Origin of the sequence: Salirhabdus euzebyi (assembly GCF_014207435.1) — a bacterium.
In the GTDB taxonomy this organism is placed as follows: Bacteria; Bacillota; Bacilli; order Bacillales; family Alkalibacillaceae; genus Salirhabdus; species Salirhabdus euzebyi.
The window spans coordinates 1-16,042 of the sequence record NZ_JACHGH010000008.1 but is presented as its reverse complement, the minus strand read 5'-3'; the positions used below and the strand labels follow the sequence as shown (position 1 = coordinate 16,042).

General features: G+C 36.7%; 13 protein-coding genes. 12 read left to right on the top strand and 1 reads right to left on the bottom strand.

Annotated features, from left to right (window positions below; all coding sequences use genetic code 11):
• The first annotated feature begins 253 nt into the window (after nt 1-253).
• The 4 genes from spoIVB (at nt 254) to HNQ94_RS13195 (ending at nt 5,071) form a co-directional block, all read left to right on the top strand.
• Nucleotides 254-1,522 (top strand): SpoIVB peptidase, encoded by a 1,269-nt coding sequence (gene spoIVB / locus HNQ94_RS13210; protein WP_174494756.1) that lies wholly within the window; start codon nt 254-256, stop codon nt 1,520-1,522.
• 219 nt (nt 1,523-1,741) lie between these two features.
• Nucleotides 1,742-2,530, top strand: coding sequence for a sporulation transcription factor Spo0A (spo0A, locus tag HNQ94_RS13205; protein WP_174494720.1), 789 nt, complete (start codon nt 1,742-1,744; stop codon nt 2,528-2,530).
• A 144-nt stretch (nt 2,531-2,674) separates the two neighbouring features.
• On the top strand, nt 2,675-3,418 hold the full coding sequence (locus tag HNQ94_RS13200) for a CBS domain-containing protein (protein WP_174494721.1): 744 nt from the start codon (nt 2,675-2,677) through the stop codon (nt 3,416-3,418).
• A gap of 294 nt (nt 3,419-3,712) precedes the next feature.
• A complete protein-coding gene (locus tag HNQ94_RS13195) occupies nt 3,713-5,071 on the top strand; it encodes an aspartate kinase (RefSeq protein WP_174494722.1) in 1,359 nt (452 codons plus the stop codon).
• 44 nt (nt 5,072-5,115) lie between these two features.
• On the opposite strand, the gene HNQ94_RS13190 is transcribed toward HNQ94_RS13195, so the two are convergent.
• Nucleotides 5,116-5,361, bottom strand: coding sequence for a DUF2627 domain-containing protein (locus HNQ94_RS13190; protein ID WP_174494723.1), 246 nt, complete (start codon nt 5,359-5,361; stop codon nt 5,116-5,118).
• A 145-nt stretch (nt 5,362-5,506) separates the two neighbouring features.
• On the opposite strand from HNQ94_RS13190, the gene HNQ94_RS13185 reads away from it, so the two are divergent.
• From HNQ94_RS13185 to HNQ94_RS13150, 8 genes are all read left to right on the top strand, one after another.
• Complete coding sequence (locus tag HNQ94_RS13185) at nt 5,507-7,591, top strand: sigma-54 interaction domain-containing protein (protein WP_174494724.1); 2,085 nt, start codon at nt 5,507-5,509, stop codon at nt 7,589-7,591.
• 180 nt (nt 7,592-7,771) lie between these two features.
• Entirely contained in the window at nt 7,772-8,695 is a 924-nt protein-coding gene (gene yqiS / locus HNQ94_RS13180) for a phosphate butyryltransferase (protein WP_174494725.1), read from the top strand.
• Nucleotides 8,695-9,789 (top strand): branched-chain amino acid dehydrogenase, encoded by a 1,095-nt coding sequence (gene bcd / locus HNQ94_RS13175; RefSeq protein ID WP_174494726.1) that lies wholly within the window; start codon nt 8,695-8,697, stop codon nt 9,787-9,789. The genes yqiS and bcd overlap by 1 nt, the downstream gene beginning before the upstream one ends.
• Before the next feature lie 121 nt (nt 9,790-9,910).
• Nucleotides 9,911-10,999 (top strand): butyrate kinase, encoded by a 1,089-nt coding sequence (gene buk, locus HNQ94_RS13170; RefSeq protein ID WP_174494727.1) that lies wholly within the window; start codon nt 9,911-9,913, stop codon nt 10,997-10,999.
• A 26-nt stretch (nt 11,000-11,025) separates the two neighbouring features.
• Complete coding sequence (lpdA, locus tag HNQ94_RS13165) at nt 11,026-12,447, top strand: dihydrolipoyl dehydrogenase (RefSeq protein WP_174494728.1); 1,422 nt, start codon at nt 11,026-11,028, stop codon at nt 12,445-12,447.
• Between the two features lie 45 nt (nt 12,448-12,492).
• On the top strand, nt 12,493-13,485 hold the full coding sequence (locus HNQ94_RS13160; protein ID WP_174494729.1) for a thiamine pyrophosphate-dependent dehydrogenase E1 component subunit alpha: 993 nt from the start codon (nt 12,493-12,495) through the stop codon (nt 13,483-13,485).
• Nucleotides 13,486-13,500: 15 nt separating this feature from the next.
• Nucleotides 13,501-14,484, top strand: coding sequence for an alpha-ketoacid dehydrogenase subunit beta (locus tag HNQ94_RS13155; protein ID WP_174494730.1), 984 nt, complete (start codon nt 13,501-13,503; stop codon nt 14,482-14,484).
• A gap of 25 nt (nt 14,485-14,509) precedes the next feature.
• Nucleotides 14,510-15,787, top strand: a complete 1,278-nt coding sequence (locus HNQ94_RS13150) for a dihydrolipoamide acetyltransferase family protein (protein WP_174494731.1) — start codon at nt 14,510-14,512, stop codon at nt 15,785-15,787.
• The last annotated feature ends 255 nt before the right edge of the window (nt 15,788-16,042 follow it).

Here is a 16,042-nt window from a genome sequence, read left to right as displayed (position 1 = left end):
TGCTTTTTTATAGGGAAAAAATCCTTTAAAGGGATTTTTTTAATCTCTAAAACAAAAAACTTCCGATTTACCTCAACATCCTGTTATACATTAGTACTGCTAAAGAACTTTTAACATTACTGGAAAATGTATCTTATATTTCTGTACTTTACACTGTTTAAAACAACTAAGTTAAGGTCAAATTATAAATACAACAACATTTTGGTATGGGTTAGAAGCGAGGAGAGTGAAACAGTTGAAAAAGAGAGAAATCATGCGAATCATGATAGGCTTGATCCTCCTTGTTTCATTTCTGTCTATTCCGTTCATGTCACCTGTTAAACAATATTTTTCCATCCCTAATCAATTAACATTGTTTGAAAAGCAAAGTGGTTATGCTTTACCAACCTTTGCCAATACAAATGCAAATATCAAGCAAGATCAAGAATCATTAACTGCATTTTCAAACAATATTGTTCCAAAGGAATCTGGACAAAGTAGTGTGTTTTATGAATGGGCTGGCTTACCAATTAAGAAAGTTGATGTAAAGGTTTTAGAGGATTTTAAAGTAATACCTGGTGGTCAATCAATTGGGGTTCGTTTACACACTTTAGGTGTTCTAGTTGTGGGACATCACTTAATCCAGACAGCTGATGGTAAAATGTCTCCGGGTGAGGAAGCAGGAATAAAAGTTGGAGATGTCATTTTAGAGGTAAATGGGAAAAAAATTAAAAAAGTAGAAGATGTAGCAGCCATTGTAAAAGAAGAAGAGGGAAAAGCATTAGATTTGAAGGTTAAACGAAACGATGAGACATTCAATACAACATTGACTCCAAAGTATGATGAACAGGATGAAAAGCATCGAATTGGGCTATATATTAGAGATTCAGCCGCAGGGATTGGGACAATGACTTTCTACCATCCTGACTCCAAAAAATATGGTGCATTAGGACATGTAATATCGGATATGGACACTAGAAAGCCAATTGAAATTCATAATGGAAAATTGGTTAGATCAAATGTTACTTCCATTGAAAAAGGGTCTAATGGAGTGCCAGGTGAGAAGAATGCCGAATTTTCCGTGGAAGATGAGTCAATTGGAAATATAACAAGAAACAGTCCTTTCGGCATATTTGGTGAATTAAATCAAAATGTGAAAAACAATGTGATGGACAAACCAATGCCAATTGCACTATCCCATCAAGTAAAAGAAGGTCCTGCTAAAATCTTAACGGTTATAGAAGGACAAAAAGTGGAAGCCTTTGACGTGGAAGTTGTAAGTTCTGTTCCGCAAAAACACCCAGCAACAAAAGGGATGATTATAAAAATTACGGATAAAGAATTATTAGATGCTACTGGTGGAATTGTGCAAGGGATGAGCGGTAGTCCAATAATACAAGATGGAAAAGTTATTGGAGCGGTAACACACGTTTTTGTTAATGACTCTACAAGTGGATACGGCGTTCATATTGAATGGATGCTTCAAGAAGCAGGAATTGATATTTATAAAGATGGAAAAAGAGACGAGCAAAAAGCGAGTTAATCGCTTTTTCTCGTCTTTTTCGTAATATATATAAAGATATTTCGACATTTTTTATCGAAATATGTTGAAATATAACATAACAGTAAGAAAAACGAAGAAAAATCCATTTAAATACATATTTTTTAAAGTTTTTAACTAAAAAAAAGGGATTTTAACAGTTGTGTCGAAATTAATATGTGGAATACAAGGGAGTAATATAGAACTGAGGAGGAAAAATTTGTGGAAAAAATTAAAGTATGCTTGGCAGATGATAACAGAGAATTAGTACAATTATTGGAAGGTTACTTCGATGATCAACCTGAAATTGAAGTAGTCGGGACAGCTTACAATGGGAAAGAGTGTTTAGAAATTTTGGAGAATCAAGATCTAGATGTTTTGATTTTAGACATAATAATGCCTCATATAGATGGTTTGGCTGTTCTAAACAAAATGAAGGATTTAGATAAAACAAATCTGCCGAAAGTAATTATGCTAACAGCCTTTGGACAAGAAGAAGTTACTAAAAAAGCAGTCGATTTAGGAGCATCCTATTTTATTTTAAAGCCGTTTGATTTAGAAAGTCTTAAAGAACAAGTATTACAAGTTCATGGTATTCCAGCAGTTGTGAAAAACAATAGTGTATCACTACGTTCTAAGCAATTGAAAAACAAGAAAATTGATTTAGATGCTAGTATCACAAATATTATTCATGAGATAGGCGTTCCTGCCCACATCAAAGGATACATGTATTTACGTGAAGCCATTTCTATGGTTTATAACGATATTGAGCTTCTTGGCTCTATTACAAAGGTATTATATCCAGATATTGCAAAGAAATTTAATACGACAGCTTCAAGAGTTGAACGTGCTATTCGTCACGCGATTGAAGTAGCTTGGAACCGCGGGAATGTTGATTCCATTTCGTCTTTATTCGGTTATACAGTTAATATGTCAAAAGCAAAACCAACTAACTCAGAATTTATCGCGATGGTTGCTGACCGTCTGCGTTTAGAGCATAAAGTGAGCTAAAGTACTATAGATAAAAGCTGTAAAAGCCTTTTATTCGTTAATAGAATAAAAGGCTTTTTCTATGGCACAATGTTTATAAATTATACGTATTGCATAAAATAAGTTTGGACTTCTTTTTATCATTTTAGATGCAAAGGTGAATATATGGAAAATAACTTAAGAAACGAAATGAGTCGAGCGGAACGTTTTGAAATAGCTTTTAATCAAATTCACTCTCGTTTAAAAGAACTAACTAAAAATCGAAAAACTGATCGTTTTGTAGATTTATTACAAGTAAACAGTGAAAAGTATTCCTCGATAAGAGAGAATTTTTCACAATTAAAGCAATATGCCAAGCTAAGGAATGCAATTGTTCACGAGAAAGTGGATAATGGCTACTACATTGCTGAACCTCATGAGGATATTGTAGAAGATATTGAAAGGATTAGTCACTTAGTTTATCATCCGCCTTCAGCAGTTAAGTTGGCTTCAAAGCCTGTTATCTTTTTTGATATCTATACATCACTTCAAAAAGTTTTATCAACGATTGAAAAACATGGCTACTCACAATTTCCTGTTTACGAGGAAGGTCATTTTAAAGGACTATTAACGGAAGGTGGAATAGCAAAGTGGTTTTCCCAGCGAATAAAAGATGGGGTCATTACGATCAATAATGTTAGAGTAGCTGATATTTTAGAATTAGAAAAACGGAGAAATGTTGCCTGTTTAGAAAAAAAATCGTCGGTATATGACGTGGAAAATACGTTTGAGGAATATTATAAGAAAAAACAAAAGTTGGAAGCAGTTATTTTAACGGAAAATGGAGGACAAGATCAAGCCCCTATTGGTATCATTACTTCATGGGATTTAGTGGAATTCGATCATGATACGGCTTCTATGAAAACTTGAGCTATAGTGGCCAAAGCTATCGTAAGTGCTATAAGACCCCTTTAGCAGAATACTTTGAGAGACCCTTAGTGCTTGGTCTTAGCCTTATACTATCGCAGTTGAATGACGCTTGAAGCCCATTTGGTTACCCAATTTCAGAGGCATTATAGGCATATTTCAACTGCTTATTTCGTTTGTTGCGATTCCCAATAAGATGAACACAACAAGATATTAATTAATCTTTTCACCCTTTCATGTTAAAATGTATAGATGTAACAAAATACAATCGCATTTATGGGGTGAATTTATTTTATTATGAAGGTAGCTAAATTTGGAGGAAGTTCCGTAGCTGATGCCAACATGCTTAAAAAAGTGGCTAATATTATTGTGAGTGACCCGAAGAGAAAGTTTATTGTTGTATCTGCACCTGGAAAGCGAAATAAGGAAGATATTAAGGTCACAGATTTATTTATTGAATTGGGAAATAACTTTGCATCGGGCAAACCTATAGAGGATGCAAAAACAAATATTTTAGTTCGTTTTCAAACGATGTTAGAAAATTTAAAGCTATCAACAGAACTGTTAGATGAAATTGACGAATCCATTAATCAGGTTTTACATAATGACAGCCTGAAAACAAACAGATTAGATTCATTAAAAGCTATGGGTGAAGACACATTAGCAAAAGTTTTAAGTTTATATCTTCAATCATTAGGTTACGATGCTTCTTATGTGAATCCTAAAGAAGCAGGGATTCTTGTTAGTGATCAGCCAGGAGACGCACAAGTACTTGAGGAAAGCTATGATAGATTATTTGAACTAAATGATCGTGAAGGAATTTTGGTCATTCCCGGATTTTTTGGTTATACTCCCGATGGGGCCTTAATGACTTTCCCGCGTGGAGGATCAGATATAACTGGTTCTATTGTGGCAGCCGGAGTAAAAGCAGAGCTTTATGAAAATTTTACAGACGTAGACTCTGTTTACTGTGTAAATCCTAACATTGTTTCTAACCCTAGAGAAATTAAAGTTCTAACCTATAAAGAAATGCGTGAGTTATCCTACGCAGGCTTTTCCGTTTTCCATGATGAAGCCTTAATCCCAGCCTTTAAAGCAAAAATCCCTGTATGCATCAAAAACACAAATAATCCTAATCAACCAGGAACAATGATTGTTTCAGAACGAGAAGTAGATCCCAATACTCCCGTAATGGGAATTGCAAGTGACGCAGGATTCTTAAGTATTTATGTAAGTAAATATTTGATGAACAGAGAAATTGGTTTTGGGAAAAATTTACTTCAAATATTAGTAGATGAAGGTATTTCTTTTGAACATGCTCCTTCTGGAATTGATGACATGTCCGTGATTATACGCGAAAATCAATTGCCAATTGAAAAAGAAAAGGTTGTTATAGAAAGAATACAAAATGAACTGAAGGTGGACACTGTAACCATTGAAAGAGGTTTAGCGATGATAATGCTCGTTGGAGAGAAAATGAATAGTACTCCAGGAGTGGCAAGTAAAGCGACAACAGCTTTTGAAAATGCCAATGTTAACATTGTCATGATCAACCAAGGTTCCTCAGAAGTTTCCATGATGTTTGGTATTAAGGAAAAAGGATTAGAACCAGCTGTACAATCTCTTTATGAAATATTTTTTCAAAATTTAAATTAATTCCTAGTATTATTAGAAAGAGCTGAAAGCATTTACACATGCATTCAGCTCTTTTTTTGTTTTGAAAAACGCCCTTTAGTTAAGTTTCTTTTTCGATCACGGTGTAGAATGAATCCACCTATAAAGGTTAGACCGAGTATGAAAAAAGCTAATCCAATAACAAACTGTATAACAAAATGGAAGAAAACAGGATAAACAATATGAAATATAGCATCGCGCATTAACTTTATACCAATTGTAGCTATGATACCTGGAATGACAATGATTAATAATGCAATAAAACGTGACATAACAATAACTCCTTTTATCATTTCCCTAAAAAGAAGTATAGCAGAGGAATGGTTACTTGAAAATAAAGAAACGATTTATTGCAAAAAATGTCAAACTCTCTTATGATTGACTTGTGCAATAATTTGCAGGGTAAGGAGCTTAATAATGAAAAGTGTATTAATTGTTGGTGCAGGAAAAGGTGGAACCTCTTTACTTAAAGTATTAGCAGAATCAGATATGCTAAATGTCATGGCTATTGTTGATATACATAAAGATGCTCCTGGATTAAAGTTGGCTGAACAGTATGGTGTGCAGACAGGAGAAGATTTTCGTGATTGGCTTCCTTTAGGAGTAGACATTGTTATTGAGGCAACAGGTAATGAAAAGGTATTTCAGGAAATTATGAAAGAAAAAAACCAGAAAACAGTCGTTATACCTGGAGCAGTAGCGTTTATCACTTCTCAGTTGTTGGACGAAAAAGAAACATTATTACGTGAACTAGAGAGCCAGGCCCAAAATAGAGAGTTCATTTTAAATGCTATTCATGATGGGATGATTGTAATCAATGAAGAAGCAAAAATCGTTTTTGTGAATAAAAGTGCAGAGCGAATATTAGGTTACAAAATTAAAGATATGATGAATATTCCTGTAGAAAAGGTCATTCCTACCACGAGATTGCCGCACGTTTTAAATATTAGAAGAAAAGAAGTAAATCAAAAATTAACGTTAGAAAACGGCAAAAAAGTAATTACAACAAGGATTCCGTTAATCAGTCCGGAGGGAAAACTGATTGGCGCTTTTGCGGTGTTCAAAGATATTACGGAAGTGGTTGATTTAGCAGAAGAGATAACGGATTTAAAAGATGTAAAAACGATGTTAGAAGCTATTATTCATTCCTCAGAAGAAGCCATTTCTGTAGTAGATGAGAATGGAATTGGATTGATGATAAATCCAGCTTATACTCGTATAACAGGATTAACCAAAAGGGATGTTGTTGGTCATCCAGCTACAGCTGATATTTCTGAAGGAGAAAGCATGCACTTAAGGGTATTGAAAACGAGACGGGCGGTAAGAGGTGCTAGGATGCGAGTGGGACCTGCAAAAAAGGACGTCATCGTAAATGTTGCACCAGTCATTGTGGATGGGAAATTGAAAGGTAGTGTAGGGGTCATCCATGACGTATCAGAAATTGAGTCCTTAACCAACGAATTAAAACGAGCAAGACAAATTATTAGAAATTTAGAAGCAAAATATACATTTGATGATATTATCGCGGAGTCTGAAGAAATGAAGATTGCTTTGGAGCAAGCCAAAGTAGGAGCAAAAACCCCTGCTACTGTTTTACTTAGAGGAGAGTCTGGTACGGGTAAAGAACTGTTCGCACATGCTATCCATAACGAGAGTAACAGACGTCATAATAAGTTTATACGAGTGAATTGTGCAGCTATTGCGGAGTCTATTTTGGAAAGTGAGCTATTCGGTTATGAGGAAGGGGCTTTTTCTGGAGCAAAACAAGGTGGAAAAAGAGGATATTTTGAGGAAGCAAATTTTGGAAGTATCTTCTTAGATGAAATTGGTGAACTTTCCCTTCAAATGCAGGCGAAGCTTCTGCGTGTTTTACAAGAAAATGAAATTGTTCGTGTTGGTGGTACGAAGCCGATAGAAATAGATGTAAGAATTATCGCCGCCACTAACGTCAACTTAGAGAAAGCAATAATGAAGGCTGAATTTAGAGAAGACCTATATTATCGATTAAACAGACTTCCTATTTATATTCCTGCTTTACGAGAACGAATGACAGATTTACTTGCATTAGTAAATCATTTAATAGAAAAATTAAACCAAGACTATGGTAGACATGTAAAAACGATCAGTGATGAAGCAATTCAGTATTTGAAAGGTTATCATTTTCCTGGAAACGTTAGAGAGCTAGAAAATATTATTGGACGAGCGATGATTTATATGCAAAATCATGAAGATATAATAGGAATGGACCATATACCTACATTGCGTGAATCTGCCAAACAAGTGTCGGAAACGAAGACATTACCTGACTATACAGACCTACAGGGTACTTCGTTGCAAACTTCTTTAGATTTATATGAGAAGAATTTATTAATGAAGGCATTAAAGGGGAATAATTTTAATAAAACCGAGACTGCTAAGCAATTAAATGTTTCGATTCGTAATTTATATTATAAACTAGATAAACATAATATTGACAAAGATAGCACGCAAGATTTTTCATGAATGCAATAAATTGCATGATGTTTTCCACAATTAGTAAAGCGTTTTCATAAAATTGGTTTGGCATGATTTTTGCATATATAGTTTATGGGGACGAAAAATGTGCATAATATTATTTTTGCACTTTTATTACTGGTGGTATTCCCTCACTCAATTTTTCTTAACCAAAAGAGGTGGAAAGATATGAATTTAACATCGTTGTTAGACAAATTGAAAGAAAATAGTCACCAAAAAGTTGTTGCGGTAGCGCAAGCGGCTGATAAAGAAGTTTTAAAGGCAATAAAAAATGCTATAGAACATGGCATTGCGAAATTTATGTTGTTTGGTGACGTACAAGAAATAAGAGAATTAGCTTCAAATATTGGATTAGATGTAAACAATAAGCATATAAAAATTGTTCATGCTAAGTCTGATCAGAATGCAGCTGAACAAGCTGTAAAGAAGGTCCATTTTGGAGAAGCACACGTAGTAATGAAAGGGAAAGTACCTACTAAAGTGTTGCTAAAAGAAATCCTTCATAAGGATTATGGACTTCGAACAGGAAAGGTTCTATCCCATGTGGCTGTATTTGATGTTCCGAACCAGGACCGTCTTCTTATACTCACAGATGCTGGGATGAATGTGAATCCAGATTTAGAACAAAAAGCACAAATCACACAGAACGCAGTAGAGGTTGCCCACAAAATTGGTATTGACAACCCAAAAGTTGCCGCATTGTCAGCGGTTGAAGTTGTGAATCCTTCTATGCAAGCTACGCTAGATGGTGCTGCTTTAACTCAAATGCAAAAAAGGGGTCAAATCAAAGGGTGTATTGTTGACGGTCCTTTAGCTTTTGATAATGCTATTTCTCTAGAGGCTGCAAAAGAAAAGGGAATACATTCGGAAGTAGCAGGTAAGGCAGATATTTTATTAGTTCCGACAATAGAAACAGGGAACGCACTTTATAAATCATTTATTTATTTTGCAAATGCAAAGGTTGCCGCTGTCATTAGTGGTGCTGCTGCTCCAATTGTTTTAACTTCTCGTTCCGATAGTTTCGAGAGCAAATTATATTCATTAGTTTTAGCATTATTAACAGCAAAAAAAGACTCAGAGGAGGAAATATAATGGAATTATTCAAGTACTTAGAAATGTATGATTACGAAGAAGTGGTATTTTGCCAAGATAAAAATTCAGGGTTAAAAGCGATTATTGCCATTCATGATACGACGTTAGGACCTGCCCTTGGTGGTACTCGTATGTGGACATATGATTCTGAAGAAGATGCTATTGTAGATGCATTACGTCTAGCTAGAGGTATGACATACAAAAATGCAGCTGCAGGTTTAAATCTTGGTGGTGGAAAAACGGTTATTATTGGTGACCCGAAAAAAGACAAAAACGAAGCATTGTTCCGTGCATTTGGTCGTTATATTCAAGGTTTAAATGGTCGCTACATTACAGCTGAGGACGTTGGTACAACAGTTCATGATATGGATACCATTTATCAAGAAACAAGTTACGTAACAGGTATTTCACCTGCTTTTGGTTCTTCTGGAAACCCTTCTCCAGCTACAGCTTATGGTGTGTATCGTGGAATGAAAGCTGCTGCCAAAGAGGCCTATGGTTCCGATTCACTAGAAGGTAAGGTTGTTTCTATACAGGGAGTAGGAAACGTTGCTTTTAGTCTTTGCCGTCACTTGCATGAAGAAGGGGCAAAATTAATCGTAACAGACATAAATAAAGCAGCTGTACAAAGAGCAGTTGATGAGTTTGGTGCAAAAGCAGTAGATCCCAATGATATTTATGATGTAGAAAGTGATATTTATGCTCCATGTGCCTTAGGAGCAACTGTTAATGATTCAACTATTCCTAAACTTAAGGCGAAAGTTATCGCTGGTTCCGCTAACAACCAATTAGCTGAGTCTAAGCATGGGGATGTTCTATATGAAAATGGAATCGTTTATGCTCCTGACTATGTTATTAATGCCGGTGGTGTTATAAATGTAGCAGATGAACTATATGGATATAACCGTGAAAGAGCAATGAAACGTATCGAAACAATTTACGATAACATTGAAAAAGTATTTGAAATTTCTAAGCGCGATAACATACCGACAAACGTTGCCGCTGACCGTATGGCAGAAGAAAGAATTAATAGTATGCAGCAATCAAGAAGCACATTTTTACAAAATGGTCACCACATTTTATCCAGAAGATAAGAAAAGCAGTAAGGGATTTTTAGCAATCCCTTACTTTTGTTCTTTCAAATAGAATAGTAAATGTTAAGAAAAACAAAACAGACAAGTATAAGACAACTAGAAATAATGGAGGGCATTAAAGTTGCAGCAAAGCAATTATCGCATATTGGTAATTAATCCAGGTTCTACTTCGACAAAAATTGGTGTTTTTGAGAATGAACAGTGTATTTTTGAAAAAACAATCCGCCATTCTACGGAGGAAACATCCCAATATAACCGAATTATTGATCAATATGAATTTAGGAAAGAAATTATATTAGAAACATTAGATTATGAAGGAATTAACATCTCGAAATTAGATGCTGTTTGTGGTCGCGGTGGTCTTTTAAGACCGATAGAAGGTGGTACGTATTACGTTAATGACAAGATGTTAGAGGATTTAAGACAGGGTTATAACGGTGAACATGCCTCTAATCTTGGGGGAATTCTAGCACATGAAATAGCGACAGGGCTAAATATCCCATCTTTTATCGTTGATCCTGTAGTAGTAGATGAGTTAGACCCAATTGCCAGAAGGTCAGGCGTACCTGAAATTCCGAGAAAAAGTATTTTTCACGCGTTAAACCAAAAAGCAGTTGCAAGAAAAGCGGCAAAAGATTTAAACAAAGATTATAAGGATATTAACCTTATCGTGACACATATGGGTGGTGGTATTACCGTAGGTGCACATAGGTATGGTCGAGTTGTTGATGTTAACAATGGACTTCATGGTGATGGTCCTTTTTCCCCAGAACGTGCTGGAACAGTACCTGCTGGTGATCTTGTAGCTATGTGTTTTAGTGGAGAATTTTTTTATGACGAAATCATGAAAAAATTAGTAGGTAACGGTGGATTAATGGGGTACTTACAAACAAATGATGCAGTAGAAGTAGAAAAGCTTATTGCGCTAGGTGATAAACAAGCGTTGGAAGTGTATGAGTCAATGGCTTACCAAGTAGCCAAAGAAATTGCAGGAATGAGTGCAGTTTTAAAAGGTGAAGTAGATGCTATTGTTTTAACAGGTGGGCTTGCTTATGGGAAAGAATTTGTTGATCTTATTAAGCAAAGGGTTGAATGGATTGCTGATATTTTAACTTACCCAGGTGAAGATGAACTACAAGCTTTAACAGAAGGATCTTTACGTGTACTTAGAAATGAAGAACAAGCAAAAGAGTATCCAAATCCTGCATAACAACGATGAAAGGAGAGTGAATAAGTATGGCTGAAGAGTATGATTTAGTCATTCTTGGTGGGGGAACTGGTGGCTATGTAGCTGCAATTCGGGCTAGCCAGCTCGGAATGAAGGTTGCCGTTGTAGAAAAAGGGAAAATAGGAGGAACCTGTTTACATAAAGGATGTATTCCTTCTAAGGCCTTGCTTCGTAGTGCGGAGGTATTTCGCCAAACAACGGAAGCTGATAAGTTTGGAATCGAAGTTCAGGAACCTAAAGTTAACTTCCTAAAAGTTCAAGAACGAAAACAAAATATTGTGGACACGTTACATAAAGGTGTCCAGGGACTTATGAAAAAGGGAAAGATAGATGTGTTTGAAGGTTTTGGGCGAATTTTAGGTCCAAGTATTTTCTCACCAATGCCAGGTACTATTTCGGTGGAACTAAACAATGGAGAAGAAAATGCAATGCTAGTACCAAAAAATGTATTAATTGCAACAGGCTCGAAGCCACGTTCTTTACCTGGATTGGAAATAGACGGGGAGGCAGTTATGTCTTCTGATGAAGCGCTAGAAATGGAAACTCTTCCAGCCTCTATAGTAATTGTCGGTGGAGGCGTAATTGGAATAGAGTGGGCATCTATGCTAGCTGATTTCGGGGTAGAAGTAACAGTCCTAGAATATTTGGATCGCATTCTGCCAACAGAGGATCATGAGGTTTCCAAAGAAGTACAACGTTTAATGAAGAAAAAAGGAATTAAAATAGTAACAGGTGCTAAAGTGTTACCTGAAACTTTGAATAAGTCTGCTGGTATAGAAATCAAGGCTGAAAAGAACGGCGAAGAAAAAACGTTTCAAGCTGAAAAAATGCTCGTATCTGTTGGAAGAGCTGCAAATGTCAACAATATTGGAATCGAAAACACTGATATTGTAGTAGACAAAGGTGTTATTCAAACGAATAGCTATTATCAAACGAAAGAGTCTCATATTTATGCAATTGGTGATGTGATTGGCGGTATGCAGCTAGCACACGTTGCCTCGCATGAAGGAATTGTTGCCGTAGAACATATGGCGAATGAAAACCCATACCCTATGAATTATGAGCAAGTACCTACATGTATTTATTCAAACCCTGAAGTTGCAAGTGTTGGTTTGACAGAAGAACAAGCCAAAGAAAAAGGCTTCGATGTGAAAGTTGGAAAATTTTCTTTTAAAGCAATAGGAAAAGCGCTTGTTTTTGGAGAGTCAGATGGATTTGTTAAAATTGTTGCAGATAAAAAGACGAATGATTTATTAGGTGTTCATATGGTTGGACCACATGTAACGGATATGATTACAGAAGCTGCATTAGCGAAAGTATTAGATGCAACTCCGTGGGAAATTAGTCATACGATTCATCCTCATCCAACGTTATCTGAGGCAATCGGTGAAGCCGCACTAGCTGTTGAAGGCAAGCAAATTCACGGATAAATAAAAAAATATTCACATTGTCCACTTTTTAAAGGAGGGATTTTAATGGCGAAAAGCCGTCATGAAGCATTAGGCTTAAGCGATGACCAAGTTTTAGAAATGTTTAAAACAATGCTCTTAGCTAGAAAAATCGACGAAAGAATGTGGTTATTAAACCGCGCAGGTAAAATTCCATTTGTTATTTCTTGTCAAGGGCAGGAAGCAGCACAAGTTGGGGCAGCCTTTGCTTTAGATCGTGAAAAGGACTACGCAGCACCATATTATCGTGATATGGGAGTTGTACTTGCTTTTGGAATGACACCTCGTGAGTTAATGCTTTCGGGTTTTGCGAAGTCGGAAGATCCAAATTCAGGTGGTAGACAAATGCCAGGACATTTTGGTCAAAAGAAAAACCGTATATTAACAGGGTCTTCCCCAGTTACGACCCAGGTTCCACACGCAGTAGGTGTTGCACTAGCTGCAAAAATGGAAAAGAAAGATTTTGTTTCCTTTGTTACATTGGGGGAAGGTTCTTCTAACCAGGGTGATTTCCATGAAGGATTAAACTTTGCCGGGGTACACAAGCTTCCAGTAATTACAATGGTAGAAAACAATAAATATGCTATTTCTGTACCAATTGAAAAACAGCTTGGCTGTGAAAAAGTTTCAGATCGTGCAATTGGATATGGAATGCCAGGATTTACGATTGATGGTAATGATCCATTAGCTGTTTATGAAGCAGTGAAAGCAGCAAGAGAACGTGCAGTTAAAGGTGAGGGACCTACGTTAATTGAAGCGGTATCTTACCGTTTGACAGCCCACTCTAGTGATGATGATGACCGTACGTATCGTGAACGTGAGGAAGTAGAAGAAGCAAAGAAGAAAGATTCCATCATTACGTTTGCTAATTACTTAAAAGAAAATGGCATTTTAAATGATGAGCAAGAAAAAGCGCTACATGATGAAATGGCCAAAATCATTAATGATGCAACAGATTATGCAGAAAATGCACCATATGCGGAAGCAGAAAGTGCATTAAAATACGTTTACGCAGAGTAAGGAGGGGAAAATACTATGCCAATAATGTCTTATATTCAGGCTGTTACACAAGCCTTAAAAGAGGAAATGGAACGGGATGAAAAAGTATTTGTTCTAGGCGAGGATGTTGGGAAAAAAGGTGGTGTTTTCCGCGCAACAGATGGTCTATATGATCAATTTGGAGAAGAAAGAGTTATTGATACTCCTCTTGCGGAATCAGCGATTGCTGGGGTAGGTATTGGTGCTGCAATGTACGGATTACGTCCCGTAGCAGAAATGCAGTTTGCCGACTTTATTATGCCTGCAGTCAACCAAATTATTTCTGAGGCAGCTCGTATTCGTTATCGCTCGAATAATGACTGGAATTGCCCAATTACGATTCGTGCGCCATATGGTGGAGGCGTTCATGGTGCTTTGTACCATTCCCAATCTGTTGAGGCAGTATTTGCAAATCAACCAGGGTTAAAGATTGTTATGCCATCCACACCATATGATGTTAAAGGATTATTAAAAGCAGCCATTCGTGATGAAGATCCAGTTCTTTTCTTTGAGCATAAGCGTGCTTATCGTTTACTTAAAGGAGAGGTTCCAGAAGATGATTATGTATTGCCAATCGGAAAAGCGGATGTAAAGCGCGAAGGTTCTGATATTACTGTCATTACATATGGACTTTGTGTTCATTTCGCTTTACAAGCTGCAGAAAAGCTTGCCGAAGAAGGTATATCTGCTCATATTTTAGATCTGCGAACAGTCTATCCTTTGGATCAAGAAGCAATTATTGAAGCGGCGAAGAAAACTGGAAAAGTATTACTTGTAACAGAAGACAATAAAGAAGGTAGCATCATCAGTGAAGTATCTGCTATCATTTCGGAAAATTGCTTATTCGACTTAGATGCACCTATCCAACGTCTAGCAGGACCAAACGTCCCAGCAATGCCTTATGCACCACCGATGGAAAAATTCTTTATGATGAATCCAGACAAGGTGGAAAAAGCAATGAGAGAACTTGCTGAATATTAATTCGTTTTAGAAGGAGGGACTTCCATTGGCACAAGAAAAAATTTCCATGCCTCAGCTAGGTGAAAGTGTAACGGAAGGGACAATTAGTACTTGGCTCGTTAAAGAGGGAGATAAAGTTAATAAATATGACCCTATTGCAGAAGTAATGACGGATAAAGTAAATGCAGAGGTACCATCTTCTTTTACGGGAACAATTAAGGAATTAGTTGCAAAAGAAGGTGAAACGATAGCAGTAGGGGAACTAATGTGTTACATCGAGGTTGAAGGTGCTGCAGATGAAGCAGCAACAAAGTCAACAGCTAATACAAATGAAAAAGAAACGATTTCCAATGAAGATGCTTCAGGTGATCAGTCAATGAAAAAGCGCTATTCACCTGCCGTTTTAAGACTTGCACAAGAAAATGACATTGATTTAGATCAGGTAGTAGGAACAGGACGAGGTGGGCGGATTACGAGAAAGGACCTGGAGAAAATAATCGAAACAGGTTTGATTCCGAAGGCAGAAGCCCAATCGACAACTGCTGCTCAACCTACTTCTACACCTGTAGGTCAACCAACTAATGTGCAATCAGCTGCTCCAACATCTCAGGTAGAAACAGCTACAGGGGATATTGAAATTCCAGTTACAGGAGTCCGAAAAGCAATTGCACAAAATATGGTTCGGGCAAAACAGGAAATTCCACATGCTTGGATGATGGTTGAAGTAGATGTTACGAATTTGGTGGAATATCGCAATAGCCTTAAAAACGAATTTAAACAAAAAGAGGGCTTTGGCTTAACCTTTTTCGCTTTCTTTGTAAAAGCTGTTGCGCAGGCACTGAAAGAATTCCCACAAATCAATAGTTCATGGGCTGGGGACAAAATTATTCAGCGTAAAGATATTAACTTATCCATCGCTGTCGCGAAAGACCAAGAGTTATTTGTTCCAGTTATTCGAAATGCAGATGAGAAGAGCATAAAAGGAATCGCTAAAGATATTCATACACTTGCTGGCAAAGCTCGTTCTGGAAAACTTACATCAGCTGACATGCAAGGCGGAACTTTTACGGTGAATAACACGGGATCCTTTGGCTCTGTTCAATCAATGGGAGTTATTAACTATCCCCAAGCAGCTATTTTACAAGTTGAATCTATTGTTCAAAAGCCAGTAATTATTAATGGAATGTTTGCTGCTCGTCATATGGTGAACTTATGCTTATCGCTAGATCATCGTATTTTAGATGGATTAATTTGCGGTCAATTCTTAAAACGAGTAAAAGAAATTTTAGAGAACATGTCCAAAGACAATACATCTGTATATTAAACAAAAAAACAGTGGGGTGTTCCTCACTGTTTTTTGTTTCGTACAATCGTTTTTCTTTTTAAAGAAGACTTTCCGTAACCGTGTAGTTGCTTCTATTAAAGTTGATGGAAAATGCGACGTAATTTAATGTGTCAGAATTCCACCGCTACGGAAATACACAACGCGCACCTTTGGCTCGCGCTGTCTCGTAGGAGTCTACGTGTATTTCCTTCCTTAGCATGTGCTTATCTTTAATGTACAGATGAATTTGGAAAA

Coding starts and splice junctions, on each gene's coding strand:
- HNQ94_RS13185 (WP_174494724.1), top strand. CDS start 5,507: ATGAAAAGTGTATTAATTGTTGGTGCAGGAAAAGGTGGAACCTCTTTA.
- HNQ94_RS13195 (WP_174494722.1), top strand. CDS start 3,713: ATGAAGGTAGCTAAATTTGGAGGAAGTTCCGTAGCTGATGCCAACATG.
- spoIVB (WP_174494756.1), top strand. CDS start 254: ATGCGAATCATGATAGGCTTGATCCTCCTTGTTTCATTTCTGTCTATT.
- lpdA (WP_174494728.1), top strand. CDS start 11,026: ATGGCTGAAGAGTATGATTTAGTCATTCTTGGTGGGGGAACTGGTGGC.
- HNQ94_RS13155 (WP_174494730.1), top strand. CDS start 13,501: ATGCCAATAATGTCTTATATTCAGGCTGTTACACAAGCCTTAAAAGAG.
- HNQ94_RS13160 (WP_174494729.1), top strand. CDS start 12,493: ATGGCGAAAAGCCGTCATGAAGCATTAGGCTTAAGCGATGACCAAGTT.
- yqiS (WP_174494725.1), top strand. CDS start 7,772: ATGAATTTAACATCGTTGTTAGACAAATTGAAAGAAAATAGTCACCAA.
- HNQ94_RS13190 (WP_174494723.1), bottom strand. CDS start 5,361: ATGTCACGTTTTATTGCATTATTAATCATTGTCATTCCAGGTATCATA.
- bcd (WP_174494726.1), top strand. CDS start 8,695: ATGGAATTATTCAAGTACTTAGAAATGTATGATTACGAAGAAGTGGTA.
- HNQ94_RS13200 (WP_174494721.1), top strand. CDS start 2,675: ATGGAAAATAACTTAAGAAACGAAATGAGTCGAGCGGAACGTTTTGAA.